The sequence below is a fragment of the Dictyobacter aurantiacus genome (assembly GCF_003967515.1).
Taxonomy (GTDB): Bacteria; Chloroflexota; Ktedonobacteria; order Ktedonobacterales; family Ktedonobacteraceae; genus Dictyobacter; species Dictyobacter aurantiacus.
This window is the reverse complement of sequence record NZ_BIFQ01000001.1, coordinates 572,747-597,269: the sequence shown is the minus strand read 5'-3', so window position 1 is coordinate 597,269 and position 24,523 is coordinate 572,747. Positions and strand designations below refer to the sequence as shown.

The following is a 24,523-nucleotide window of genomic DNA, read 5'->3' as shown; positions in this document are numbered from 1 at the left end:
GCGGCGCATTCGCGCCGCTGCCACTCCAATACACAAAACAATATTCACTTTTCTTTTGAACTCATCTGGTTTATACTGGTAAAGCAAACCGCCTTTTTATTGGAAGCTGGTTTTCTTTCAGAAGGAGCAAGAATGTGAGTGACGTAAGCTCTAATCCTTCCACTACTCGTCCCTGGTCATTGACGACGGAACGGATCATCATTGCGGGTGTACTGGCTGCCATTACCATTATCCTTGGCGTTATACCAAACCTCGGCTTTATCCCTCTTCCCAATGCCATCGGCAACGCGACCATTGAGCACATTCCCACCATTGTGGGTGGAGTAATCGCTGGTCCAGTCGTTGGTCTTATTTCGGGCTTGATCTTTGGGGTGGTGAGCTTCTTTCGAGCCACCGTGCCGTTTTTCAAAGATCCAAGCGTCGCTATTTTGCCACGCCTCTTTATTGGTCTGACCGCCTGGGCTACTTTTGCCGCCCTGGTACGCATCAACCGGGACCTGGCGGCGGCGGCGGCAGGCTTTGTAGGCGCGGCCACCAATACCATCCTGGTTGTGGCGGCTCTGATTATTCGTGGCTATTTTCCGGCGCAGGTCATTATTTCGATCGTCCTGGTGCAATCCATCATTGAGGCAATTATCGCGGCGATCCTGACCGTTATTCTGGTACGCATCTTCTACATTCTGGAGTCGCGTCTGGTCCACGCACCTGACACGAAACCGCGTGATCAACTGCCGTACTAACCATTATGATTGAGATCAAGAACGCTACATTTAACTATAGCGCGCAGGCGGACGTGCCGCCTGCGCTACGCGATATTTCTCTGACCATCCGTGAAGGAGAGACGGTCGCCATTATTGGTCAGAACGGTTCGGGGAAGAGCACGCTCAGCAGATTGCTGTCCGCTATCCTGATGCCCCAATCTGGTTCAGTTCTGGTTGATGGCCTGCGCACCGATGCCGGTGGGGACGACATCTGGACCATTCGTCAGCGCGTTGGGGTGGTCTTTCAAAATCCAGATGATCAACTGATCGCCAGCACGGTCATCGATGAGGTAGCCTTTGGTCCAGAGAATCTTGGCCTGGCGCGCGCCGAGATCGCTATACGTGTACGCGAGGCCATGCAGGCTCTGGAGCTGGAGGACTACGCGCAGGTCGCGATCAGCGAACTCTCGGTCAGCCTGAAGCAGCGCGTGGCTATTGCTGGTGTGCTGGCTATGCGACCGCGCTACCTGATCCTGGACGAACCCACCACCATGATCTCCGGTCACACAGCTAATCAACTGATGGAAACGATCCGGCACCTGGCGCACGAGCAGGGGATTGCCGTCATCCATATCACGCATTTTATGCCTGAGATCATTGCGTTTGATCGCGTGATTGTGATGGATGCCGGTCGCATCTTGATGGATGATACGCCAGCGGCCATCTTTTCTCGTACCGACGAACTTCAGACCATTGGACTGGACGTCCCGATGGTGACGCATATCGGGAACACTTTGCGATCTCAGGGCTGGCCACAGCTTCCATCTGTGGTATTGAGTCCCGAGCAGCTTGTTGTTTCTCTCGAAGCCGCCAGCCCGGTTGCTCCTGTGAGCGTGAGCGATCCGGCTCGCACCGATCAGCCTCATGTGCTTCATCCTCTCACCCCCGAGTTGATCACAGAAAAAGGCGATGCCTTCCTGTTCGGACTGTATGATATTTCTTATATACATAGAGGTGGGACGCCGTTCGCTCAGGAGGTTTTGCATCAGTTGGAGCTAGCGATCACGCCGGGGAGCGCCGTTGGTCTGGTGGGTCCCACTGGTTCGGGCAAGTCAACGCTGATTGATCTGCTGGCGGGACTGATCAAACCCGCTTCCGGCCTCTTTTATTTTGATGGTAGGAACACAGGCGATAAAGCGTTTAAACTGGCCAGCATGCGTTCTCGTGTGGGTGTTGTCTTTCAATCTCCTGAATCGCAGATTTTTGAGGAGACGGTGGGCAAAGATGTTTCGTTTGGGCCGCGTCAGCGCAAGGTATCCCTGGCCGAGTCGCGTCGCCTAGTGCAAGAGTCTCTGGAGGCGGTGGGCCTGTCCTATGAGGATTTTCGCACCCGCTATACCTATGCCCTGAGCGGTGGTCAGAAGCGCAGGGTGGCGATCGCGGGCGTGCTGGCCCTGCAGCCGGAGGTGATTATCTTTGATGAGCCGATGGCCGGTCTTGATCCACGTGGGCGTCATGAGCTGTTTGCCCTGATACGGGCGCTCAAGCAGCGCTCGGGTTTAACGCTTATCTACGCATCCAGTAGCCTGAAGGATGTGATCGAACTGGTGGATACTATTCATGTGCTGGACAAGGGGCGCCTGGTCTTTAGTGGTACACCCAGGGAGACGCTGGCGCGGGCGCCGGAGTTGCGCGCCCTGGATATTGCCCTGCCGGAGGCGGCACAGATCGCGCTCTCCTTGCGCGCGCAGTTACCGACATTGCGGACCGATGTCCTGGATCGCGCTGAATTAGAAGCGGAACTGCTGAAAGCACGTTTCAGTGTTCTTTGAGCTATCAGTGTCCTTGCAAGGATGGTGGCTATGATTGAGCTTTCTCGCTATATAACCTTTGGGCAGTATGTGAACAACGGCTCTATGCTGGCGCGTATGGACCCACGGGCCAAGCTGATCTGCGCTGTCTTGTTGATCGGCCTGACCTCCTATCTGAGTACCTTTCAGGCCTTTGCGCTCTGCCTGCTGTTTTGCATCGTTTTGCATCAGCTATCACGCATCTCGTTCGGCTATGTCTTGCGCAGTCTGAGACCATTTCTCATTTTCTTGTTGATCGCCTTTATCTTTGAGGTACTATTCTATGTGCCTCCATATAGCTCACAATGGCTCTGGCACTGGTGGATCCTGGGCATAACGTGGCAGGGCATCACCAATAGCGTACTGACGATTGTGCGCGTCCTCTTCCTCTACTACCTGGCGACCATGCTGTCCTTTACAACTTCGATGGTCGATCTGACGGATGGTATGGAGGTGCTGGCCGCTCCGCTGCAGAAGATTGGCATCCCGATCGATGCCCTGGTGATGGTACTGGTGATCGCCCTGAAGTTTATCCCGATATTTGTCACCGAGGTCGAGCGCTTAATGAAAGCCCAGGCGGCTCGGGGATTGAATTTTGACCAGGGCAACCTCTTCCAGCGCGTCTCAAAGCTTTCCCTGTTGCTTATCCCACTCTTTGTCAGTGGCTTCAAAAAAGTCAAAGTTCTCAACGTGGCTATGGAGGCTCGCTGTTATGGACGCTATGCGGGCTGGCGGCGCACCAGGCTGCGTGCCCTGCACTTCACACGCTTTGATGTTTTAGCTTTGACAACGACCGTCCTCGTCTGTGTGATCATTGTCGGCATCAATATCCTGTTCAGCCACTGACGTTGATTTGAATGTTTGCGCAACCATCTCAAAAAAATAGCAGAGCCGCTTGAAGCGGCTCTGCTATAGCAGAAACTATTCGACTTCCTGGACCATCACGGCCCGGGCTTCAGATGCGCGGAAGCGGATCTCTCTTATCTTTGAATATTCGGGCGAATCGTACCAGCGCCTGAACTGTGCCGCGTCTTCAAATTCCAGGATCACCAGGCGCTGCAGGGGCCATTCGCCCTCGATGACCTCGAAGGCTCCTCCGCGCACCAGAAATTTACCGCCGTATTTTTCCAGCGTCGCCGCGACCTGCTTACGATACTCCTCATATGTCTGGGGATCATGCACTTTAACATCAACAATAAAATATGCAGCCATTGATTTCACTTCTTTCTTATACAGTAATATGTTTACAAGCCCTCTCGAGAGAGGGACGGAGCAAGCGGTACACTTGCTCCAGAAACGAGTCGAACGCAGGAGGCGAAAGTCTACCTCTTTCACCTGGCTCGACCAATTAGAAAAGATCGCGCTTCGCCTCCTGCTGTTCCTGGATGGAGCGTCCATTAGAGGATCGTGCCTTCATTGAGCACCGCAGTATAAGAACACGCTGACCCAGGAACAGTTCTCTTCGAGAAGGGAGTTTGCTATGTGGTATGCTGGTATTGATTGGGCGAACGCTCACCACGATGTGTTGGTCATTGACGATGCTGGCCGCCAAGTTGGATCGTTGCGCGTCAACCATACGCCTGAAGGCTTGCATCACCTGAATGCCTTCTTGGAAGATATTACTGGCCCAGATGATCGAGACCAGATGGCTTGCATCATCGAAACATCTCGTGGGCTGCTGATCACTGCGCTGCTGGAAGCAGGTTGGCACGTGTATCCAGTTCATCCCAAAACGGTTGATCGTCGGCGGCCAGCTTCTGGGGTAAAGACGGACGCGCTTGATGCCTACCTGTTGGCGAAACATGGACGGGCTGAACTGGTGGACTTGCGGCGCTTGAAACCTGATAGCGACATCATTGCTGAATTGAAAGCATTGACCCGCGATCAAGATAGCTTGATTCAGAGCCAGACCCGACTGGTAAACCAGTTGACAGCTTGCCTCAAAGCATACTATCCAGTGGCTTTGCAGTTGTTTGCCAAGCTTCAGCAGCATTCGACGCTGATGTTTTTGCAAACCTATCCGACTCCGCAAGCGGCTATGGGGGCCTCGGTACAAGAGATTGAGGTCACATTGCGCCAGGGAAGGCATACCAATCCGACAAAGGCAGCGCCCTTGATCTTCCAGAGGCTGCATCAATCCCATTTGACCGCTGATGCGATTACAACGCGGACCAAGTCCCGCCTGATGTTGGTCCAAGTCAAGCAACTGCTGCCGCTGGTGGAAGAGATCGCCGAATATGATAAGGTGATTGAAGACCTTTTTTTGACCCACGCTGACAGTCCGATTTTCAGCAGTTTGCCCCGTGCTGGAAAACGGCTCGCCCCTCGACTGTTGGCGGAGATTGGGGATGAGAGAAGCCGCTACCTGCGAGCGAGCAATTTGCAGGCGTTGGCTGGAACCTCGCCCGTCATCTTTCAGAGTGGAACCTACGCGAAAGCCCACCGCCGTTATGCCTGTAGTAAACCTCTGCGCAATGCCTTGCACCAGTTTGCGTGGCAAAGTACCCAACAAGAACCCTGGGCGAGGGATTACTATCTGCGTAAACGAAGTGAAGGGAAAAGCCATACGGAAGCCGTTCGTGCCCTTTCTAATCTGTGGGTGAGAATCCTCTTTGCGCTCTGGAGCAAGCACGAGTGCTATGACGCTGCCATCTTTCAGTCCGCGAAGCTGGCTCATGCTCCCAGAGCCGCATAGAAAGGGCCATCTTTGAAAGGCAAAACCGCCTGTTTTTTTGCCTTCAGCTGAGCATGTCTTCTTCTGATCATGCAAGCAGCGCGGTGTCAAGGAAAGTGAAGCGGCTTGACACCGCGCTGCGGCATGATATGCTCCTTCATGCTCAGTTGAAGGCAGTCCTTGTTTCCCCAGTTTCATTTCCCCCTTTCAGCTTTTCTTGATGCGCTTTTTAGACTTGACATAGAGGATCTTTTCTTGCGATCTGGTAGTGATGGTAGATTTTGCTCGGAACGCCTGTTAGCGACCGTTGTCTACAGCATAAGGAAAAGAAATACGGCTGTCAATTTTTATCTTATACAGAGCGCAGGTGGAGAATGATACCTTGCTGCCTGTGCTGTAGTGCTGCGAGGAATATTTCTGGCATAGCTTCTGTTTCAATGCATGTAAGAGCGTACCAGAAACCGCCCTTTAATTCGTTTTCTGGGATGGTCTTAAACACGAACTAAATACGCTAATGTAAGAGGTGTTTTTATGAGCGAAACCGAAATTCAGGAACAGCAGCCTGCTCCCGATTTTACATTGCCCGCTATTGGTAGCGAAGATATAGTCAAAGATGGTCAGGTACATTTAGGTGACTTCAAGGGCAAGAACGTTGTTGTTCTCTACTTCTATCCAAAAGATGATACCCCCGGCTGTACGAAGGAGGCCTGTAGCTTCCGTGATGCCAACCATCTGTTACAACAGCGCGGCGTAGTCGTTCTCGGCATCAGTGTAGATAGTATCGCATCCCATCAGAAGTTCAAAGATAAGTTTTCTCTCCCATTTCCCCTGCTCGCCGATACCGAAAAGACGGTTGCGGAACAGTACCATGTCTGGACAGAGAAGAGCATGTACGGCAAAAAATATATGGGTGTTGACCGCCAGACCTTCTTGATCGATAAAGACGGCATCGTGCGCAAAGTCTGGCGCAAGGTGAAGCCCGACGAGCACGCCAACGAAGTGTTGGAGACTGTTGAGTCCCTGGGTCTCTAAACGTCTCTTTTTCAGTAATATGTCAAGCGGCATCCAACACATTCATATTGGATGCCGCTTCTTTTGGGTTGTTTTACTGCGCGTCGGCTTCGCGTTGTAGTTGTTTAAATTCTTCGTCGATCTTTTGACGGCGCAGACGGCGCTGTCGTGCATGCTCAATGATGCGGGCTTCTTCCTCGTCGGCCGGGACCAGCGGGGGGACCGCTCGTGGTTTGCGGTTCTCGTCCAGGGCGACATAGATGACGTAGCTGCTGGCGATCTTGCGCACCTCGCGGCTGATCAGGTCTTCGGCGGTCACTTCGACACCGACCTCCATGCTGGTTCTGCCAACATAGTGCATGGTGCAGTTGACGGAGACTACATCGCCGATAAAGGCGGGGGCGAGAAAGTCAAAGCGCTCAACGCGTGCGGTGACGACAGTCGGTGTCTGACAGTGTTTGATGGCGACAATGGCGGCAGCTTCGTCTACCATGCGCATGATAACGCCGCCATGAACGTTGCCCTGGCTGTTGGCATCGATTAACTCCATGATTCTGCGCGTGGTGCTCCGCGAATAGGCGATACTACGTCCCTGCGTCAGATCGACTTCGGGAAAGTTGCGGTAGCGTGTGAATATTCTATCGAATGGGTTCATGTTACTCTCTCTTACACATACATTGTTTTGCACCCACTACTATATCTTATTCTGTTCCGGGCAACAAGGCCGCCTGTATATATATTCTCGACTTACCTTTTCCGCTTTGGATACCCTTTTCGGTATCTTTAGAGTAGCCAGGGTTGAATAATATCTTTCGGCATATAAGGTACTGTAACGTGTGGTTGTTCTGGTGGGGGTGAAGTGAAGATGCGTAACAAAGAGGAACTATGGACCATCGTGGCGAAGCAGTTTGGAGACAAGGGATATCAAGGTACGACGATGCGCGATATCGCGCGTGTACTAGAGATGAGTGAGGCCCATGTCGTTGGCTTGCTCGGGACCAGGGATGAGATGCTCTGGCATATTGTGTCACGCGTGGCTGGTCTGTTTTTGACCCAGGCGCGTACCGTGCCACGTACGATTTCTCCTGCTGAGCAGTTGCATCTGTTGATCTATCGTCACCTGGAAGTTGTATCGCAGGATCGCGATCATGTCAGCGTCTTTTTGCGTGATTGGGTCTTTCTCGATGATGTCCGGCGCCAGGAGATTCAGGCAATGCGTGAAACGTATGATGCATATTTTTACCGCGTTGTTGTTGCGGGTGTTAAAGAAAAAGTCTTCCGTGTGTCTGATAGTTTGCTCGCCTGTTTGTTCGTGCTTTCGGCGTTGCAGTGGACTCATCAGTGGTTCAATGCCAGTGATGCTTTAACTTTTACTCGCCTTGCAGATCAATACAGCGTCCTCTTGCTGAATGCGCTCCGTTCAGATTATGTGGTGCCACTGGATGGAGCTATCGACTATCTTTACCAGAAAGAAGAGCAGCCAGACTGATACTTCTGGCATGGTGATGAGCATGAGCGTACGCCATGCGCTTTACCAGGGTCGATAGAGGCTCTATGCCATAGCGGGTATATGTGATGGGTAGAGGTATAGAGCCTGCTATCATTTGCCAGGAATATCAGACTGAGCGCTTAGAAGCCCATCTTAACTGGCCGCTTGTGAGCAAACCCGGATGGCCCATTGTCGTCACCACTATCATCATAAATGGGCTGAGAATTGTCAACGGGGCCGGTCTGCCCTGCAGATGGGCCCGGATTTCCTGTCCCGCCGACACCACCAGTGCTCCCGACACTACCGGAACCGCCAGGACCGCCAGGGCCACCGGCGCCGCCAGGACCACCGGCGCCAGACGTATTGGATCTGCTACCAGTGCTACCAGGATTGCTGTTAGTGATGTACGGGGTACGATACTTAATGTCTGGGTAATGCGTACTGACCTGGGAATACGCGTAACTATTACCGGGTACCGGGCTCAGGTATCCATCCATGGATAGTACACTTATCGCGTCCGCAACGTGTTTAATCAGCACGGGGGTATAGGCATAATTATTGATTGGCTCAGAACCATTAATAACCCTACCCAGGACGCGATGCTCGGACTCAATACCGGCGATCTGCGCCAGAATTTGAGCCAGCCGATCCTGGTTTAACTGCGCTACTTCCACTACACCGGCCAGGTAAACCGAGGCAAGAAGCTCTTCCAGCTGTTGTTGCGCGTCAATAAAATTGGATAAGCTAGTAAACGTACTATTGCCATCAGGATAGCTGAATGTACTGGTGAGCGGTTGTGCGCCCAAAGACTCGAAGAAGAGCTCATGAATCTGCTCTTCTACCAGAGCGGCCTGGAGGGACTTGAGGTTGTCCCCTGAAAGGCCTAGCTGCGCAATGCCATTGCTGTAGGTAGTGACCGCTAGTTGTTCCAGCGTGATGGCGATATCAATGATGTGCTGGAGCTTTGAATTCAAGCTATGTGCAAATACTGCTCCTGGTTTGACAAGCGCACCTGTTCCCAGGGCCGAAAGAGAGGCCAGGCTCGCGACAGCTCCTTTCAGAACGGTGCGGCGTGCACGCTGAGCAGTGATCATTTCAGTCAGGTACGTTTGGGCATTATCAAGCGACTGATCGTCATTTGTTCTCATACGATACCTAAGTCCTTTCTCAAGAAGGATTAGAAAAATCCTGGTAGGGAGACTATCGATTTGATAGCCTCTCTACTAGAATAACCAGGGGTTAAAATGTCAAATGCGTATCTGTCGCTTGTGCTGAACCGTGTTAATCCGTGCTCGACTGGAGACTGTGTTGACCGTGCCAGAGATGGCGCATTTCGCTGCAACTGGTCAGGAGCTCATCAAGTTTGCCCCGGGCCTCGATTTTGCCGTTTTTCAAAACAATAATCTGATCGGCCCGGCGTAGCGCGGCTCGTCGATGAGAAACCGCCAGGACTGTATGTTCGGGACTCGCAAAAATGCGTTGCCAGAGGAGCGCTTCGGTCTCGACATCGAGGGCGCTGGAAAGGTCATCCACCACCAGCAAGCTGGCTGGTCGTACAAACATACGGGCGGCGGCCGAGCGCTGGATCTGGCCGCCTGAGAGCCGTACCCCTTTGGGTCCGACCAGTGTGTCCAGCCCTTTGTCCATCTCGGCGATATCGGGCGCCAGGACCGCCAGGTGTAAGGCCTTCTGCAGCGCCTGTTCATCTTCTGGTAGCCCCAGCAGAATGTTATCTCGCAGGCTATCACTGAAAAGCTGGGGGACCTGTGAAGTATAGGCGCTCCGTGGAGGAACAAAAAAGGCGGACGGGTCCATGATCAACTGACCATTCCAGTAAATGTCTCCTCGCTCCCTCGGCAAGAGACCCAGCAACGTCTGCAGTAAGGTTGTTTTCCCTGAGCCGATACGCCCGGTAATGACCGTAAACGTCCCCTGCTCCAATTGCAGGTTGACCTGTTCTATACCCGCGCCACTTCCCGCGTGATGATAGGTCAGGTCTCTGGTTTCCAAAATGTGTAGCTGGTCGGTCCCAATTTTGGGAAGTTCGGGTACCTCTGGAAATGGACCTTTGGTATAGATCGGACCCGGTTGGACGAGTGTATGGGCAGGTGCCCCTTTGAGCAAGGTGAGCATGCGTTCCACCGAAACACCCGCCTGGCGGTAGCGTGTCAGCACGAGACCAAACTGGGTGGTGAACTCGGTAATCCAGCCCAGATAGTAGGTGAAGAGGGCAAAGTCACCAATGGTGAATGTACCCGCATGCATCGATTGACCAGCCAGCAGCAGGATCATGCCGGTCCCCAGGCTCACAGTATTGGCGAAGAATGATTGTAAGACCTGGTCAAAGATGCGGTCGCGTACGGTCATGTCCATGCGCTTTTTATTGAGCTGGCGAAAGTGCTGAATTGTCTGCTCCTCGGCATTGGCGACCTGAATGGCCTGTACGGCCCCAAACATTTCCCCTAAGAATCCGGTTACATCGCCCGTCGCCTTGCGATTTTCGCCGCGCCGCTTTTTGATCTGCATACTGGCGATATTAACTATCGCGGTGATCATGACCAGCGGTAAAAAGATGGTCAGGGTGATGACGACGTTAATGCGCAGCATAACGATCATGGCGACCAGTGAAAAAACGGTGAAGGCGATCAAATCATTAAAGGCCATCAAGAAGACGGAGTTCTCGTCTACGTCATCGCGCAGGCGGCTGATTGCTTCGCCGGATGAGGCGGGCAGGGCATATGCCCCCGGCAACTGTAGGATGCGTGCCAGGATGTTTTTCTGCAACAGGGCTGTATTGCAAAGGATGAACGGCGAATTGGTGATCTGGCAGCAGACAAGGCCGGCAATGCGACCCAGGGCGGCAAACAGCAATAGCGCGATCAGCCACCAGAGCTCGATATTCACGGCCGGACGTGCCGTCAGACGATCAAAAAATTGTTGCCCTACCAGGCCTGGAATCATTTCGGCCAGCAGGACTGTGACAATAGCCAGGCAATTGAAGGTATAATTCCAGGGCTGAAAGCGAACCAGGCTCGCGAAGAATTTCCACGTTTTCATGCCAGCACCTCTGCTTCATGTGCGGTGAGCAGCAATCGCGCGAATTGAGAATGGGAATCCGCCTGTAGCGCCTCCCGCTCCCCGTATTCTGCGATACGCCCGGAGTCCATAATCAAGATGGTATCGGCCCTTCTGACTGTTCCCAGGCGATGGGCGATGATGATGCCGGTGCGACCGCTGAGCAGGGTATCGACGGCCCGCTCAATGAGCTGTTCAGTCGCCGGGTCCAGGCGGGATGAGGCCTCATCCAGGATGATCAGACCTGGATTGTGCAAGAAGACTCGCGTGAAGGCTAATAGCTGGGCCTCGCCCGCTGAGAGTCCGCCCCCATTGGCCGCCAGCATGGTATCCAGTCCATCCGCCAGCTTATGAAACCAATCAGTCAGACCCAACCGCCGTAGTGCCCGCTCGATATGGACATCATCAATACTGTTATCGAAGAGGGTCAGATTATCGCGTACCGTAGCATGAAACAACTGCACATCCTGGGTGACGATTCCGATATGGCGGCGTAGATCGGACAGGTGCGTCTGAGCAACATCGACCCCTCCCAACTCAATCTTACCGGCTGCTGGATCATAAAGACGAAAGAGCAGGCGTGTAATCGTCGTTTTACCGCTGCCTGTGCGCCCGAGGAGTCCGAGTACCTCACCAGGTTTAAGATGAAACGAGACATCTTGTAGCACCATCTCCTCTTCACCATAACCGAAGTCAACCTGCTTAAAATCTACGCTCAACGGACCCTCTGGTAAGGGGATACCTTCGCCATCGATCAACTGGCTATGTGTTCCCATCAATTCCTGTACACGTACAATGCCCGCGCTGGCCTTCTGAAAATCGTCGAGCTGATTTGAGATCATCATGATAGGTTGCGAGAGCTGCTGGGTATAGTAATAGATCAGGAAGGCCACGCCTATGCTGATGCTATGTGAGCCATAGAGCCAGGCAATCAATGAGAATGCGATCATATAGGCCGTGGCAAAGAAGAGGACGGGCATGCTCCAGGGAATGGATGAGAGGATACGTGCCCGTCTGCCTGTTCTGAGGCGCTCGCGTGTAAGCATGAATAGGCGGCGCATAATATACGGCTGTGCTCCGCTGGAGCGGATATCCTCGGTGCCGCGCAGGCGCTCCTCCAAAAAACCAAACAGTTCCGCGCTCGTCTGTCGAAAGGCTTTCCAGGGTTTAATAGCGATACCGCGTGCGGCATTAATGGCGACCAGCGCGATGATGGCGAAGACACTCAGCGCCAGCCCGACGTGCCACTCGGTATACCAGAGGATGACCAGGATACCCAGCAAGAGCAGTAGTCCGCCCAGGATCTTGATCACAAATTGTGAGAAGAAGTTGGCCATATTCGTCACATCGCCGTCGACGCGCTCGATCAACTCACCCGGTGTATGTACCTTATGAAAGGACATATCCATGCGGACGAGGTGCAGGGCCAGATCGGCGCGCAACGCATTGGTGGCGGTCCATGCCAACCGCTCGCTGATATAGGTGGCGGCGATGGTCACCAGCTGTTGCACCAGCGCTACTATAATAAAGAGGATCGCTAACCCGAGCAATACTGGTTGCAGTCCACTGGACGTGATGGTATCGATAAAGGTACGCAAAAACTGCGGATTGATCAATTGCAAGGCTATATCAGCGCAGAGCAGTAGTCCGAGCAACAAGACGCGTATGCGCTGAGGGGCCAGATAACGCCATAAGAGCTCCCGGTAGTCTTTGAGCGGGATGCGCATAAGGACTCCTTTCCTGAACAGGCAACAACGGATGATCTCATGATTGGCTACAAAAACGGTGGGCCGGAACTGTCCTGGCGATTAGATGTATATATGAGGTGGAAATGCGGACAACAAAAAACCGTGGACTTTTCCGGGGGTCCACAGTCGTGTGAATGAGCGAGAAAGAGGGATAGCTACCCCAAGGTTTCCGCGAAAATGGGCAGAGTACGACTGTGGGCCACAAGCAGCCTACCGGCACGATTATGGAAGCCGAGCCCTTGTATGTTCACCACAGTGTTACTCCCTCTATGTATATCAATCTTTTCTAAGCAGACAAAGCTTAACCGATTTATTGTGCTTTGTCAAGAAAAAAATGTATCACTTCAGTGTTTTTTCTTTTAAGTGTAGGTTTCGCGCCTTCGGCCCTTGATACTACGCACCTACGGTGCTCAAAAGTTTTATATACAGGCTGGAACAAAAAAGGCGCGTCAAACGCGCCTTTTTTGTTCCAGCCTGTATATAAAACCAGGGAGCCTCGTTGGCCCCTATATCAATGAGGATGAGGCAACTGCTTATGCAAACCTTTGGTCCCTGACACTACGCACCTACGGTGCTTATTCGGTTTTTAGTAGTTGGGACCACACAACGGGTGGGTGCATCAGCACCCACTCGTTGTGTGGTCCCAACTACTAAAAACCAGGGCGGCCGCGTAGCGGCCGCCCGAGCGGGGGCGCTGCGTTAGTCCCATGCCAATGGGCATGAGGCACCTGCTTATGCAAATGGGACATATGACACTGCTGAGTATGAGCTGAGCACAGTACACTGAAATTATCATCTTTCGCATTCATTGTCTTTATTGTATCGATGTATGAAAATACCTGATGGCTTTTTGAGGAGTATAGATATGCACCTGCATGCTTCCCGCTGTGATTGTTGCGGGTCGCCAGGTTCAGGGAGCGAACGCGAGTGTTTGCGTTGCGGCTATCCGATGGAACTCGTGAAGGAGAAGGCGTTCCTGAGCAGGGCGATCGGCGAACTGGCGCGTGTCGCCATCCATGGTGGCGCGAAGATTACGGTTTCCGACCTTATAAGCCGCTATGAGCGCCGCCTTGACTATCTGGTGGCACTTGAGTCCCAGGTCCGGCAGGAGCAACCTGCCGCTACTGCTGCTTTGACCCATCCTCAATCTGTTTCACCGTCTACACGTCCGGTGGAGGAGAAGCGTCTGGCCGTGCCTGCAGCACCGCTACAGGCCCCATCTACTGTCCAACCTGTACAGTCTCCTGCGCCTATTGCGCCGCAACCGACCTTTTCTTTGCATTCGTTTTTCGCGGACCAATCGATTAATATCGTGGCCTCTCTGGGTGCTTTTCTGATCCTGGTGGGCTCGTTGAGCTTTATTGCTACCACCTCCGATCTGTTGCTGGCGTTCCTGGTTCTCCTGGGCGTCCACATCTTTTTCGGAGCTACCGGTGCCATCGCGTTCCGTTTCCCTCGTGTGCGTACAGTGGCTATTATCTATACAGCCATCTTTGCGCTACAGATTCCCCTGCTTGGCTTTTCATTTTATCGGTTGGTCAGCCATGGGCAGCTATCGTCAGCGACGCTGGTTGCGATCTCGGCTACCTACGCCACGCTGGCCTATAGTTCGCTGGCCATCTATCAGCGCTTCAAGCCATTTGGATACCTGGCGGCGGTAGCGCTGGCCATTACCGATCTGGCGGTCGCTTCGGCGCTACAACTGAGCCTCTGGTGGTGGCCCTGCGCTTTTATGCTGCTGGCGTTTCCCATGCTCTACTTCATTCCCGGTCCCGGAAGCTCAAAGTTGAGTAACGAGCAGTGGGAGATCCTGCGCCTGCCTGGACTCGCCCTCATGTATAGCGCTGTGTTCGGGACGCTTATCACGGGTGTACTGCTCGATAGTATGATGGTCATGCTTCACCAGGATGTTTATAACGTGGTAGAGCTTGAAGGCCGCCTATCGATCGCGCTGTACGCCTTGCTTGTGTTGAGCTGGACCGGTCTGTTTACCTGGCGATCGAAACGCTATGATGTGGCTCGTCTGCTGCCTTACCTCTTCCTGGCATTTGTTTTCTCGCTCCTCTTCGCTGGCCTGGCGACGACGATGGGGTATGTGCTGACCATGACCCTGGTGGCCGTGCTCTACTGGTGGATAGCACGCGTAAGTGCGCGACGCTCCTGGCCCATAAAAGCGATGAACCTGCAGCTTGAGATCCTGGTTGTGCTGCTGGTAGCGTTGACGGCATATAATAGCGATCCCGGTTTACCGGTCCAGATGTTCACCCGGGCGTATGGGATGTCATATGGTGGCGCCAGGTTTTCAACCTTTGCCGTTGATGCCTGGCTCCCGATTAAACTGTGCTGCGTCGCGATCGGCAGCGCCGCACTCTTTGGAGTACTTATAAATCATGCGGGATGGCACAAGATACCGGGCCGTGGTGTCGCTCGCTGGTGCTGGCTACTCCTATTGTCTGGTCTGTTGCTGCATGTTGTGCAGATACAGATCCTGCTCTGGACCAATAGCCCGCTGATCTGGGGCCTGTGCGTCCTGGCCATTGCGTGGGCAGTGCTGGCGGCCTTTATCCATAGCCGGGTGAGTGCCGCCTGGTCGTATCCAGTGGCGGCCCTGTCTCTCTGGATCGCCTGTGAATCCCTGTTTTTGTGTTTCAGACTCCCCTCTGGAAGCGTAGTCCTGTTCCTGCTGCTGTATATCTTCGCTTCTTATATTCTGGTTCTGTACATGAAGTTAGATAACTGGCTGGTCTTGCCGGTAGTATTGGCGATCACCTCACTGTTCGCCCTGGTCGATCAACCACTCCCGTTTTTCGGTCTGGCGTTGTCGATGCCCATGCTGGCAGCTAGCTGTGCGCGTTGGGAGAAGTTGCACCGATCGGTGCGGGCGAATGGTACGCTCCTGATGAATCGCACGTGGCCCTTGTATGTGATGGGACTTCTGTATAGCGTTGCCTTTGCTTTCCATGAGTACGCTACACCCCGGCATGCGCTGTCCTGCTGGATATCGCTTCCCGCTTTACTGAGTATCGAAATAGCCCTGCTGGCGCTAGCCTGGTATGCGGCTGCCATTATCAATCATGACGCCCGGAGACTGGTTGTGGCAACCGTTTTCGCTGCGTTGAGTGTATCGATTCCCAGCAATCAATTCTGGTGGCTGGCCGGGGTCGCGATCGGCGCTTTGCTGCTGGCGGTCATGATCAGTCGCGTATTCAGCTTAAAGTGGGCGTTCCCCTGGTATATTGTAGCTATCAGTACGGCCCTGATGATGGAGATACAGGGAGGGATGCAGGGCTGGAGCCAGGCGGCATCATGGATCCTGCTCGGCTTCGCGGCGTTATTATACCTGGCCGGAGTCGTTGAACGCAATGAATGGGTGCAACTGGCCCTACTCTGGATTTTTGCTGCTCTGGCTTGTTGGGCCGTTTACGCGGCCGGACAGGCAGGAGATCTGTATCGTCCTCCTCTGCTGACACTGGCTTTCGCGGGTGTCGGCCTGGGCATTCGCTATATGCGCCCTGGGAGTGAAGAGGCGACGGGGAATCAGCGTGTCTTGCAGATCCGCTATGTGTTGCCAGTCTATGCCACCGCCCTCTTCGGGGCCCTGTTGACCGGAGTACAGGGCACCCTCCACGGGGTCAATGCACCTTTTTATGCCGCGGTGCCGTTGCTCCTGTTTGTCTTCGCTTTGGCCGCGTACGGCATCTCTTTGCTTGAGCGGCAGGAACATGGACTCTGGTTAGTCGCCTTGCTGGCATTCTGGGGAATCCTGCTGTTACCCTCGATCATTGTCTGTTCATCTATCGTTGTATTGTCTGGTATCGGTCCCGTCGGTTGTCAGATGCAGACACAACTGGTCCTGTTGGCGCTGGTTGGCAGTGTGTTGATATGCACTGTATCGGGGATTGTTGCCCTGCGCGTACTAAAGCTTTCTGCTAGCCCTGCGTTGCAAGCCTGGGGCTGGATCTGGTACGTGATCGCCCTGGGGAGCATGGTGAGTACCTGTGTCTGGTGTGAGCTGCAGGGATCGGTGATTCCCCTGTCATGGCTCCTGTTGACGCTGGGTATGTTTACAGCACTGGCGGTAATGATCATGTTGATAGAGCGTGTGCCTGAGCTGATAATTCTGGCTACTGTGCTGGCTGCCTGGACCATTCTGCATGCGAGCATCGGACAGTGGAATCAACTGGGGCTGTTGTGCCTGCTCTTCTGCCTGGTGTTTGGGTCTCAGTTTGGCTGGCGGCTCTTCACGCCGCGCTACTCGATCGTTGCGGTAGATCTGCTGGCTAGCGGAGTGGCGCTTATTGGTCAGATGCTGGTGGTATGCTGCAGCTTTGTGTTATCGGTAAATGATGGACAGTCCTCGCATATTGCTGCTGCTTCGCTGGCTGTATTAGCAGGCCTGATCTTATGGTGGGGTCAGTTGCAGCCCGATCAGTCGCGTCAGAGGCTACCGCGCTATATTGCAGGGTTTCTCTGTTCTCTAGTTGTGAGCTGGGAACTGCATACGCTGGGGCAGACGGAACTCACTATCCTCTGCACCACGCCGGCCGTGTATCTTATTGTTATTGCGCCGTTTATCGGCCGTGATGGCCGCATTCAGCACCACCAGGCCCTTGGGCAGTTCTGTTCGGTGTCTGGTGCCATACTCCTGCTAGGACCGACACTCTGGCTTAGTTTCCAGCGTGCCAATGTGGGACCCTCGCTGTTGCTGGCCGGTGAATCCATTGTCCTGTTATTGTCAGGGTTTATTACTCGCATTCGCTTCTTTGTCCTCAGTTCGGCGGCGCTGGTGATCGTGACCGCGATCCACGTGCTCTTCCTACCCTCACTGGGTCTTCCCACCTTTCTCGCGCTCTTCCTGTTAGGCATTCTGCTAGTCATCCTGGCCACCATGTTGCTGCTTGTTCGTCCTCGCCTGGCCACCTTCTGGGCCAGTGCTGAATAAAGAGAACATGGTTTTGAGCTGGTGCATCGGGTGCGGCATTGCCGCACCCGATGCACCAGCTCAAAACGTGCACGGATACCTGTGAGGGGGCACTTACACCTCCCGATAGGAATCGGTGAGGGGAAACTGGTGAGCAGAATTATCTTAAATCTTCACCATTGTGATATGATGGTGACGTATATTCTGAAGCAGGCTATATCCAAATTGCATCTGCCTATCTATCACCTTTTTTGCTCTTTACCAGACCCGCTTGCCAGCAGTGGAAAGTGCTGTGAAAAGAGGATTATTTCAGGTTCAAGAGTGCAGAGCAAAAGAGCATAAGAGTATTTCATATATGCAGGTGGTGGTGTAGTATAAACGGTCGTTGAATTTTGACTGATACAGGCACTTCGGTCTTGTCTTGAGCATGTGTAACACGTGCATGTGAGATAGGGCGGTGCGGGATGGTAGTATTTCAAATGGATTCAATAGCCGGTTCGTTCGGTTTATGAGGAGGGAGTCATGGAAATTTCGCTGCGGCTGGACACGCTGGGTGTGGTCGAAGTTCGCTATCTGCGTGGTCGAGAACGGTACCGGGACTGGCCCCAGTTTCAATTACTGGCAGCATCACGTCAGGCACGTGTTATTTCTTACTTCCCCCGTGAAGTAGCAGAGCAGCTCCATCAGCAGATTCTCATGATTGAGGCAGCTCTTGGCTTGAATGCGGGGAACAACGATGACGATGAGGAGGAGGATGAGCAGCCTTTGCGCAGCTACGATGAGGGTGGGCATGAAGAGGGCAATCGGTCAGCTGAACGAGATGGGACCTCATTCTCGCCGGCTTTTGCCCAGGCTTTAAAGCAGCTTAATGAACTGGCGCGCCAGCGCCTTCCAGAGGCTAGCAGTAGCCAGGGTCATAACGAACTGGCTTCAGAGATGGACGCCGATAGTGATGAAGATGCTCTGGAGCAGCTACAGGACGCGTTCGTCCAGATGATGGAAGTGGTGCGCGAACTGGCTGAGGAGATGTCAACAGACGCATTAAAGATTACCGGACGGCTGAAATGTGCCCGCACCAACATCGAGTTCATTCCACGCGCGGATACTTCAGAGGAGACCGACGAGGACGAAGAGGCCGAAAATCCACTTGACCTGCCAACGGACGAAGGTTTATTGAGCCTGGACGAGGTTGAACTGGTAATGGTTCTGCAATTGTTCGAGGAGGGTCGTGGCCGCCCCGAAGATCTGCCTGCTATCGAGTTGCAGCTTGATGTTGATGACTTTGAGCGACTGCACGAGACTCTCGATATCGCTCTAGAGCGCGATCGCCGCAGCCGCCGTCGCCGGTAATTTTCTCAGATGCTTTAAAACCCGTGGTAATATGCTGAATGCAAGCGTATATATTACCATGGGTTTCAATTTTTTAAGGAAGAGGATTGATGTTATGGGACGATCCATTACGATTGATGATCTGTATCAGTTAAAGTTTGTGAGCCGGCCACGCATCTCACCGGATGGGCAGCGAATCGCCTATGTGCAAACGACCATCGATGAGCAGAAGCATGAGTATCATTCTGAGATCTGGATTGCTTCACTGCAGGATCAGCAGGCACGACGCTTCACGAGCGGTCCCGCCAATGCTCATAGTCCCAGCTGGTCGCCGGATGGCCTCTGGCTGGCGTTTGTCTCGGAGCGCGCGGGTGAAGGATATAGTAGTGATCTCTCCGTGCAGAAGACGCAGGGGAAAGGGAAGCCACAGATCTGGGTTATGCCCACCGATGGTGGTGAAGCCCGGCAGGTAACGTATATGCAGCACGGTGCAGCCTCCCCGGCCTGGTCCCCTGACAGCCAGCAATTGACATTTAATGCTCTGGTCGGACCGGCTGATGAAGAGACGGCCGAGGGGAAGCCCCTGCCAAAGGTACGCGTAATTGATCGTCTCTGGTATCGCCTGGATGGAGTGGGCTTTATCAACGAGCGGCGTTCCCATCTGTTTTTAGTTGATCGCACCGGTGGTGAGCCGCGCCAGTTGACGGATGGGGATTGGGATGATAGCGAAGCTGTCTGGTCGCCCGATGGGACACGCATCGCTTTTACCTCCAATCACAACGAGGACCGCTGGCAGTTCCCTGGTGATGATGTCTATGTGTTGGACCTGCAGAGCTCTGAACCGCGGCGCCTTACCGATGGTAAACTGGGCTGCTCCTCGCCCTCCTGGTCACCAGATGGACAGCAACTGGCCTTCCTGGCCGCTCCAAAGGTGCATGCCGCTGGTCAACTGCGCATGTATCGCATTGCCGCCGATGCGCAAGATACGGTCCCCACCTGCCTTTCTAGCGACTTTGTCGGGGCGTTTGCTGATTGGACCAACTCTGATGTTGGTGATGAGCACCTGGCTCCCGCGCCAGCCTGGTCCGCGGACGGGCAGACGCTCTACGCAGTCGCCACGTACCGGGGCGCCTCTCAGGTCTTTGCCCTTTCCAGCCAGGGCGAGAATACCGATCCGCCTGTACTAACCCCGGGCGAGGTACATGTACGCGATCTCAGCATAGATGCCGCTTCACAAAGGCTGGCCTTACTGGTTGGCGGAACCACGCTGCCACAGGAGATTTTTGTACGCTCACTGGCTCCACAGGCCGAGCTGCAGCGTGTCTCGCACGCCAATGATGCCTTGCTCGATGAGATCTTTCTGGCACACCCGGAGCGCATCATCTATACCGGCGCCGATGGTTGGGAGATCGAGGGCTGGATTCTCAAGCCACAGAACTTTGAGCCCGCCCATAAATATCCACTGGTGGTTGAGATTCATGGTGGGCCCAATACAGGTTACGGTTATGGCTTTTTCCACGAAATGCAGCTATTAGCTGCGCAGGGGTACGTGGTGTTCTACTGTAACCCACGTGGCAGTCTGGGCTATGGCTATGACTTCGCCGATGCCGTGCGTAATGCCTGGGGTGAGAAAGATTCTATCGACATTATGATGGGCATGGAGGAGGTAATCAAGCGGGGCTATATCGATGAGCAGCGCCTGGCGGTTACCGGTGGCAGCTATGGTGGATTTATGACAAACTGGCTGGTTGGTCACTACGATCGCTTCAAAGTCGCCATTACCGATCGCTGTGTCAGCAACATGGCTACTATGTTTGGGACCAGCGACATCGGCTGGGATCTCGCCAGCGACGTTCTGAGTACGACACCGTGGGAGAGCCTGGAAAGCTACATGCACATGTCCCCTATCTCCTACGTTCAGAATATTCACACGCCCCTGCTTATTATTCATAGTGAGCAGGACCTGCGCTGTAACATTGAGCAGGCCGAGCAGCTATTCGCGGCCCTCAAATGGCTGGGCCGTGATGTAAAGTTTGTGCGCTTCGAAGGACAGAGCCATGGACTCTCACGTGGCGGTCATCCCAAACTGCGGCAGGTGCGCCTGCAGCACATCCTGGACTGGTTCGCCACCTACCTGGCCTGACTTCATCGTCAATGGGAGATTGATCGCTCCCACTTGTGTAGCCGCATACGCGGCTGCCTTTTATGAGGAGTTGGAACAATACAGTATGCGAATGCTCAAGCATCCACATACTGTATTGTTCCAACTCCTCATAAATAAATTGTGCGCACCGCAGGCGCAATCCAGGTTTCAGATATATCTTCAATGTAGTTTATGATGAGGTACAAGGCCTATGGAACGTCCTGGAAGTTTTGAGCAAAAAGACCGCCGGGAGATGGATGGAGATGCTGTTGTGTGGTTTCTGCAGCTTTGTGAGCAGCATGGTATCGAGATCTTTGTCGATGGTGGATGGGGCGTCGATGCCCTGGTGGGAAAGCAGACGCGTCCGCATGAAGATCTGGATATCGCGTTGCAGCATAAGGATGTGCCCGCGCTGCGCTCCCTGCTTGAGGCCCATGGCTATAGAGACGTGCTCCGCGATGATACGCGTGACTGTAACTTTGTGATGGGCGATGAGCAGGGGCACGAGGTTGATTTCCATTCTTATACATTTGATGAGCAGGGCCGGCTGGTGTTCGGCGTTGAATATCCGCCCGATTCCCTGACCGGTCGTGGAACGATACAGGGCTATGCGGTGAAGTGCATCTCGCCCGAGTGGATGCTCAAGTTTCATTCAGGCTATGAACTGGATGAGAACGATTATCACGATGTGTGTGTCCTCTGCGAACACTTTGGTTTTGCCCTGCCCGCTGAGTACGAGAGATTCGTCCACAAAGAAGGTTAAGAGAGGGAGCTCAGGGTTTGAGGGCGCCTAGCTGGTTGGTGGCCGACTCGGTAAACCAGATGCTTTTATCTGGCGCCTGGCTGATACCCAGAGGGGTGCAGTTCGGGCTGGGGATGGGGTAATAATCGAACGTCTTTGTTCTAACATTAAAGTGGACGATAGAGTTGGAGGCCGAGACGGTAGCCCAGATACCGTTTGAGGAAGTGACCAGCAGGCCATAGATGCCCGGAATGCCGCGACCGGAGCCCGGGGCGGTGTATGTAGTAAAGCTCTCCCTGTTTGGATCGAAGAGGATTAATTTATTGGTGTTAAACGTACTGATCCAGAGCATGCCCGAGGGATCGCTCGTGATCTCCATCAATGAAAAAGGATCCTGCCCCGCTGGCGTAGGTGGGGTATAAAAGCGCAGGGTACCGCTGACTGGATCAAGACTTCCGATCGTATTGGTCCCCGAGTTGGTGAACCAGATCTTTCCCTGCCTGTCCTGTGTGATACCATAGGGGCTGAGCTTCTGTACGGTTCTGGGATTGGATAGCGGGTAGTGGCTGAACGTACCGGTCTTGATATTGAGCTTACCGATGGCATCCGCGTTCATCTCGGTGAACCAGATGTTCCCCTGTCGATCCAGCAATAATTCGTTGGGCGCGACTGGCAGCTTGAGCATCTGCTTGTTGCTGGTGGGATCTGGTTTGGTCACCGTGGGCAGCGTATAGATATCAAAGTGCTTATTGATAGGGTTATAATGGCCGATGTAGTTGGCGTACTGCTCGGCATACCAGACCGTGTTGTCGGGTGCCACAATGACTCCCATGATACCAGCCTGCCCATGGGGAGGCGTGAACTGCTCAAAGGTCTTGCTGCGGGGGTCAAATGAGGCCAGATAGTTCTGGCCCATCTCGCCAAACCAGACGCGGCCATGGCTATCTATCGCAGGACGCATGATTCCGCTTTTATCCTGTGGCAGTGGATACTCACTAAAGGTCCCCTGCACATGCCTGGTTTGTGCGTGCGCCTGATCGCCAGTCTGGCCGACTGGCATATCACTGCACGCGCTGATGAGTAGTAAGATGCCTACCAGTAGAGCCAGGCTCCAGGCTGGCAGGCGTTTGTGTATAGATGTCATCTGTGTTATTGGATGTAGGTGCCGTGGACGCCATCGTCGACCAGGTGATTGAGGCGAGCCTGGACCACGGTATGCTGCCAGCCGGCGGGATTTTCAGGCAGGTCGTTGACCTCGACGCGGATATAGTTGTCGGTCAGACCCTCCCACTTGCCATGCTTGAACTGTTCGATCAGCACCGGAACGGTCTGGTTGAGCGCCTGCTGGCGGAACAGACGGCTATGCTCATCGTTCAATTCCAGCAGACGCTGGCTGCGAGCCTTTTTCACCACATCTTTAATCTGACCACGCATGCGGGCTGCCGGGGTACCCTGGCGTGGTGAGAAGCGGAAGACGTGTGACTTGGCGAACTCCAACTCTTTTGCCAGTTGATAGGTCAGCTCGAAATCCTCGTCGGCCTCGCCGGGAAAGCCTGTGATAATATCTGTGCTGATGGCGATGCCGGGGACCAGCTTTTTGGCCGTGGTGATGATGGTACGGTAGCGTTCACTATTGTAGCGTCGGGCCATGCGGCGCAGGATGGCGTCTGAACCACTCTGCATCGGCAGGTGCAGGTGGCGGCACATGCGCGGATCGGCCCACATCTCCAACCACTCCAGCTGAAAATCTTCAGGTTCCAATGATGAGACGCGGATGCGCGGCATATCCGTGTCACGCAGCAAGGCTGCGATCAGATCGCCCAGGTCCAGCTTCTCATCCTGGTCGGGATGGTAATCACCCAGGTGGATACCGGTGAGCACGATTTCCTGAAAGCCGGCGCGCGCCTTGCGCTGCACGTTTTCAACCACCGAGGCGATGCTGCGACTGCGCGACCCACCGCGTACGTATGGCACGATGCAGTAGGTGCAGCGATTATCACAGCCATCCTGTACCTTCATCTGCACGCGGGTACGTGAGAACAGACGATTATTGGCCAGCTCGCTGGTCTGTACATTGTCCGTAAACGGTGTCAGGCGGGATGGATTTTCGGGTTGCGGTTCATCTTCCTGGATCCGGAAGGTCAGTGCGTTATCACTGCCGATATGCTGGGTATCGAGAGGCAGTACGGGGAGCGAACGCTTCGGTTGTGTCGCCGCTGCTTCGTTGTTCATGCCTGCGGTCTGCGCCTCTTCATCTATAGATTCCAGGTGCAGTAAGCGTTCGCGGATAGTCGAGACCAGCCCCTCTTTTTCTGTATTTCCGATCACCAGGTCGACGCCAGGCAGGGCAGAGACGGCCTGCGGATTCAACTGGGCATAGCAACCGGTGACCACCAGCAGCGCGTCGGGATGACGGCGATGGGCCTGCGCGATCAGCTGGCGCGAGCTGCGATCTCCCAGGTGCGTCACGGTACAGGTATTGACGATATAGACATCTGCGGGCTCCTCAAAGTCGCGCTGCTTGAAGCCGGCCGCGTCCATCTGGTCGCTGATGGCCTCGCTATCGGCTTGATTGACTTTGCAGCCCAGGGTGGTTACGGCAAAGGTTGTTTCCTGCTGTGCTAAATTTTCGGACATACTCTCTCTACTTGTTTCTGGCTCTTACATAGGGGCCTTGCTGGCTCTCATGGTATGATGGTAATTCTGCTAACCGCTTGATTATAGCGCATTCCGCTATAGTTTGGCTACCAGCCAATTTTTATTGCCGCCTTCGGCGGCGCGTAAAAAGAGAAAAAGAAGTTTTGTGGGGACTTGAACATGCTCCCAGCATGTTCGCCCAC

17 protein-coding genes are annotated in these 24,523 nt (G+C 53.9%); 10 read left to right on the top strand and 7 right to left on the bottom strand.

The window, feature by feature from the left end; translation table 11 throughout:
• Positions 1 to 134 precede the first annotated feature (134 nt).
• The 3 genes from KTT_RS02390 to KTT_RS02380 are packed head-to-tail and all read left to right on the top strand — an operon-like array spanning position 135 to position 3,397.
• On the top strand, positions 135 to 740 hold the full coding sequence (locus KTT_RS02390) for an ECF transporter S component (RefSeq protein ID WP_218030813.1): 606 nt from the start codon (positions 135 to 137) through the stop codon (positions 738 to 740).
• A gap of 5 nt (positions 741 to 745) precedes the next feature.
• Complete coding sequence (locus KTT_RS36940) at positions 746 to 2,533, top strand: ABC transporter ATP-binding protein (protein ID WP_167838167.1); 1,788 nt, start codon at positions 746 to 748, stop codon at positions 2,531 to 2,533.
• A gap of 30 nt (positions 2,534 to 2,563) precedes the next feature.
• The gene (locus tag KTT_RS02380) at positions 2,564 to 3,397 is read left to right on the top strand and encodes an energy-coupling factor transporter transmembrane component T family protein (RefSeq protein WP_160145591.1); all 834 of its coding nucleotides are present in this window, start codon (positions 2,564 to 2,566) and stop codon (positions 3,395 to 3,397) included.
• Positions 3,398 to 3,472: 75 nt separating this feature from the next.
• On the opposite strand, the gene KTT_RS02375 is transcribed toward KTT_RS02380, so the two are convergent.
• Positions 3,473 to 3,763 carry a DUF1330 domain-containing protein gene (locus tag KTT_RS02375; protein WP_126594465.1) on the bottom strand — a complete coding sequence of 97 codons (291 nt, stop codon included), beginning with the start codon at positions 3,761 to 3,763 and terminating at the stop codon, positions 3,473 to 3,475.
• Positions 3,764 to 4,031: 268 nt separating this feature from the next.
• On the opposite strand from KTT_RS02375, the gene KTT_RS02370 reads away from it, so the two are divergent.
• Both KTT_RS02370 and bcp read left to right on the top strand, forming a co-directional pair.
• Positions 4,032 to 5,246: an IS110 family RNA-guided transposase gene (locus KTT_RS02370; RefSeq protein ID WP_126594464.1), complete on the top strand. Its 1,215-nt coding sequence runs from the start codon at positions 4,032 to 4,034 to the stop codon at positions 5,244 to 5,246.
• 510 nt (positions 5,247 to 5,756) lie between these two features.
• Entirely contained in the window at positions 5,757 to 6,257 is a 501-nt protein-coding gene (gene bcp, locus KTT_RS02365) for a thioredoxin-dependent thiol peroxidase (RefSeq protein WP_126594463.1), read from the top strand.
• Between the two features lie 73 nt (positions 6,258 to 6,330).
• On the opposite strand, the gene KTT_RS02360 is transcribed toward bcp, so the two are convergent.
• Positions 6,331 to 6,891, bottom strand: coding sequence for an acyl-CoA thioesterase (locus tag KTT_RS02360; protein ID WP_126594462.1), 561 nt, complete (start codon positions 6,889 to 6,891; stop codon positions 6,331 to 6,333).
• 210 nt (positions 6,892 to 7,101) lie between these two features.
• Here KTT_RS02360 and KTT_RS02355 point away from each other — a divergent pair, with 210 nt between their 5' ends.
• The gene (locus tag KTT_RS02355; protein ID WP_126594461.1) at positions 7,102 to 7,725 is read left to right on the top strand and encodes a TetR-type transcription factor C-terminal domain-containing protein; all 624 of its coding nucleotides are present in this window, start codon (positions 7,102 to 7,104) and stop codon (positions 7,723 to 7,725) included.
• A gap of 140 nt (positions 7,726 to 7,865) precedes the next feature.
• On the opposite strand, the gene KTT_RS02350 is transcribed toward KTT_RS02355, so the two are convergent.
• The 3 genes from KTT_RS02350 to KTT_RS02340 form a co-directional block, all read right to left on the bottom strand.
• Entirely contained in the window at positions 7,866 to 8,873 is a 1,008-nt protein-coding gene (locus KTT_RS02350; RefSeq protein ID WP_126594460.1) for a ferritin-like domain-containing protein, read from the bottom strand.
• Positions 8,874 to 9,006: 133 nt separating this feature from the next.
• Positions 9,007 to 10,782: an ABC transporter ATP-binding protein gene (locus KTT_RS02345; RefSeq protein WP_126594459.1), complete on the bottom strand. Its 1,776-nt coding sequence runs from the start codon at positions 10,780 to 10,782 to the stop codon at positions 9,007 to 9,009.
• Positions 10,779 to 12,527 (bottom strand): ABC transporter ATP-binding protein, encoded by a 1,749-nt coding sequence (locus KTT_RS02340; RefSeq protein ID WP_126594458.1) that lies wholly within the window; start codon positions 12,525 to 12,527, stop codon positions 10,779 to 10,781. Before KTT_RS02340 ends, KTT_RS02345 begins: the two co-directional genes overlap by 4 nt.
• Before the next feature lie 886 nt (positions 12,528 to 13,413).
• Between KTT_RS02340 and KTT_RS02335 the strand changes: the two genes are divergently transcribed.
• From KTT_RS02335 to KTT_RS02320, 4 genes are all read left to right on the top strand, one after another.
• Entirely contained in the window at positions 13,414 to 17,490 is a 4,077-nt protein-coding gene (locus KTT_RS02335; RefSeq protein WP_126594457.1) for a hypothetical protein, read from the top strand.
• 501 nt (positions 17,491 to 17,991) lie between these two features.
• Positions 17,992 to 18,819, top strand: coding sequence for a hypothetical protein (locus KTT_RS02330; RefSeq protein WP_126594456.1), 828 nt, complete (start codon positions 17,992 to 17,994; stop codon positions 18,817 to 18,819).
• Positions 18,820 to 18,913: 94 nt separating this feature from the next.
• Complete coding sequence (locus KTT_RS02325) at positions 18,914 to 20,941, top strand: S9 family peptidase (RefSeq protein WP_160145590.1); 2,028 nt, start codon at positions 18,914 to 18,916, stop codon at positions 20,939 to 20,941.
• 211 nt (positions 20,942 to 21,152) lie between these two features.
• Positions 21,153 to 21,704 carry a nucleotidyltransferase domain-containing protein gene (locus KTT_RS02320; RefSeq protein ID WP_126594454.1) on the top strand — a complete coding sequence of 184 codons (552 nt, stop codon included), beginning with the start codon at positions 21,153 to 21,155 and terminating at the stop codon, positions 21,702 to 21,704.
• Between the two features lie 10 nt (positions 21,705 to 21,714).
• On the opposite strand, the gene KTT_RS02315 is transcribed toward KTT_RS02320, so the two are convergent.
• Positions 21,715 to 22,827, bottom strand: coding sequence for a Vgb family protein (locus KTT_RS02315; RefSeq protein ID WP_126594453.1), 1,113 nt, complete (start codon positions 22,825 to 22,827; stop codon positions 21,715 to 21,717).
• A 5-nt stretch (positions 22,828 to 22,832) separates the two neighbouring features.
• A complete protein-coding gene (mtaB, locus tag KTT_RS02310; protein ID WP_126594452.1) occupies positions 22,833 to 24,320 on the bottom strand; it encodes a tRNA (N(6)-L-threonylcarbamoyladenosine(37)-C(2))-methylthiotransferase MtaB in 1,488 nt (495 codons plus the stop codon).
• Positions 24,321 to 24,523 lie beyond the last annotated feature (203 nt).

Excerpts from the sequence above, each read along its gene's own strand:
- KTT_RS02335 (WP_126594457.1), top strand. The coding sequence starts at position 13,414 with ATGCACCTGCATGCTTCCCGCTGTGATTGTTGCGGGTCGCCAGGTTCA.
- KTT_RS02340 (WP_126594458.1), bottom strand. The coding sequence starts at position 12,527 with ATGCGCATCCCGCTCAAAGACTACCGGGAGCTCTTATGGCGTTATCTG.
- bcp (WP_126594463.1), top strand. The coding sequence starts at position 5,757 with ATGAGCGAAACCGAAATTCAGGAACAGCAGCCTGCTCCCGATTTTACA.
- KTT_RS02315 (WP_126594453.1), bottom strand. The coding sequence starts at position 22,827 with ATGACATCTATACACAAACGCCTGCCAGCCTGGAGCCTGGCTCTACTG.
- KTT_RS02330 (WP_126594456.1), top strand. The coding sequence starts at position 17,992 with ATGGAAATTTCGCTGCGGCTGGACACGCTGGGTGTGGTCGAAGTTCGC.
- KTT_RS02360 (WP_126594462.1), bottom strand. The coding sequence starts at position 6,891 with ATGAACCCATTCGATAGAATATTCACACGCTACCGCAACTTTCCCGAA.
- KTT_RS02370 (WP_126594464.1), top strand. The coding sequence starts at position 4,032 with ATGTGGTATGCTGGTATTGATTGGGCGAACGCTCACCACGATGTGTTG.
- mtaB (WP_126594452.1), bottom strand. The coding sequence starts at position 24,320 with ATGTCCGAAAATTTAGCACAGCAGGAAACAACCTTTGCCGTAACCACC.
- KTT_RS02350 (WP_126594460.1), bottom strand. The coding sequence starts at position 8,873 with ATGAGAACAAATGACGATCAGTCGCTTGATAATGCCCAAACGTACCTG.
- KTT_RS02345 (WP_126594459.1), bottom strand. The coding sequence starts at position 10,782 with ATGAAAACGTGGAAATTCTTCGCGAGCCTGGTTCGCTTTCAGCCCTGG.
- KTT_RS02355 (WP_126594461.1), top strand. The coding sequence starts at position 7,102 with ATGCGTAACAAAGAGGAACTATGGACCATCGTGGCGAAGCAGTTTGGA.
- KTT_RS36940 (WP_167838167.1), top strand. The coding sequence starts at position 746 with ATGATTGAGATCAAGAACGCTACATTTAACTATAGCGCGCAGGCGGAC.
- KTT_RS02380 (WP_160145591.1), top strand. The coding sequence starts at position 2,564 with ATGATTGAGCTTTCTCGCTATATAACCTTTGGGCAGTATGTGAACAAC.
- KTT_RS02325 (WP_160145590.1), top strand. The coding sequence starts at position 18,914 with ATGGGACGATCCATTACGATTGATGATCTGTATCAGTTAAAGTTTGTG.
- KTT_RS02375 (WP_126594465.1), bottom strand. The coding sequence starts at position 3,763 with ATGGCTGCATATTTTATTGTTGATGTTAAAGTGCATGATCCCCAGACA.
- KTT_RS02320 (WP_126594454.1), top strand. The coding sequence starts at position 21,153 with ATGGAACGTCCTGGAAGTTTTGAGCAAAAAGACCGCCGGGAGATGGAT.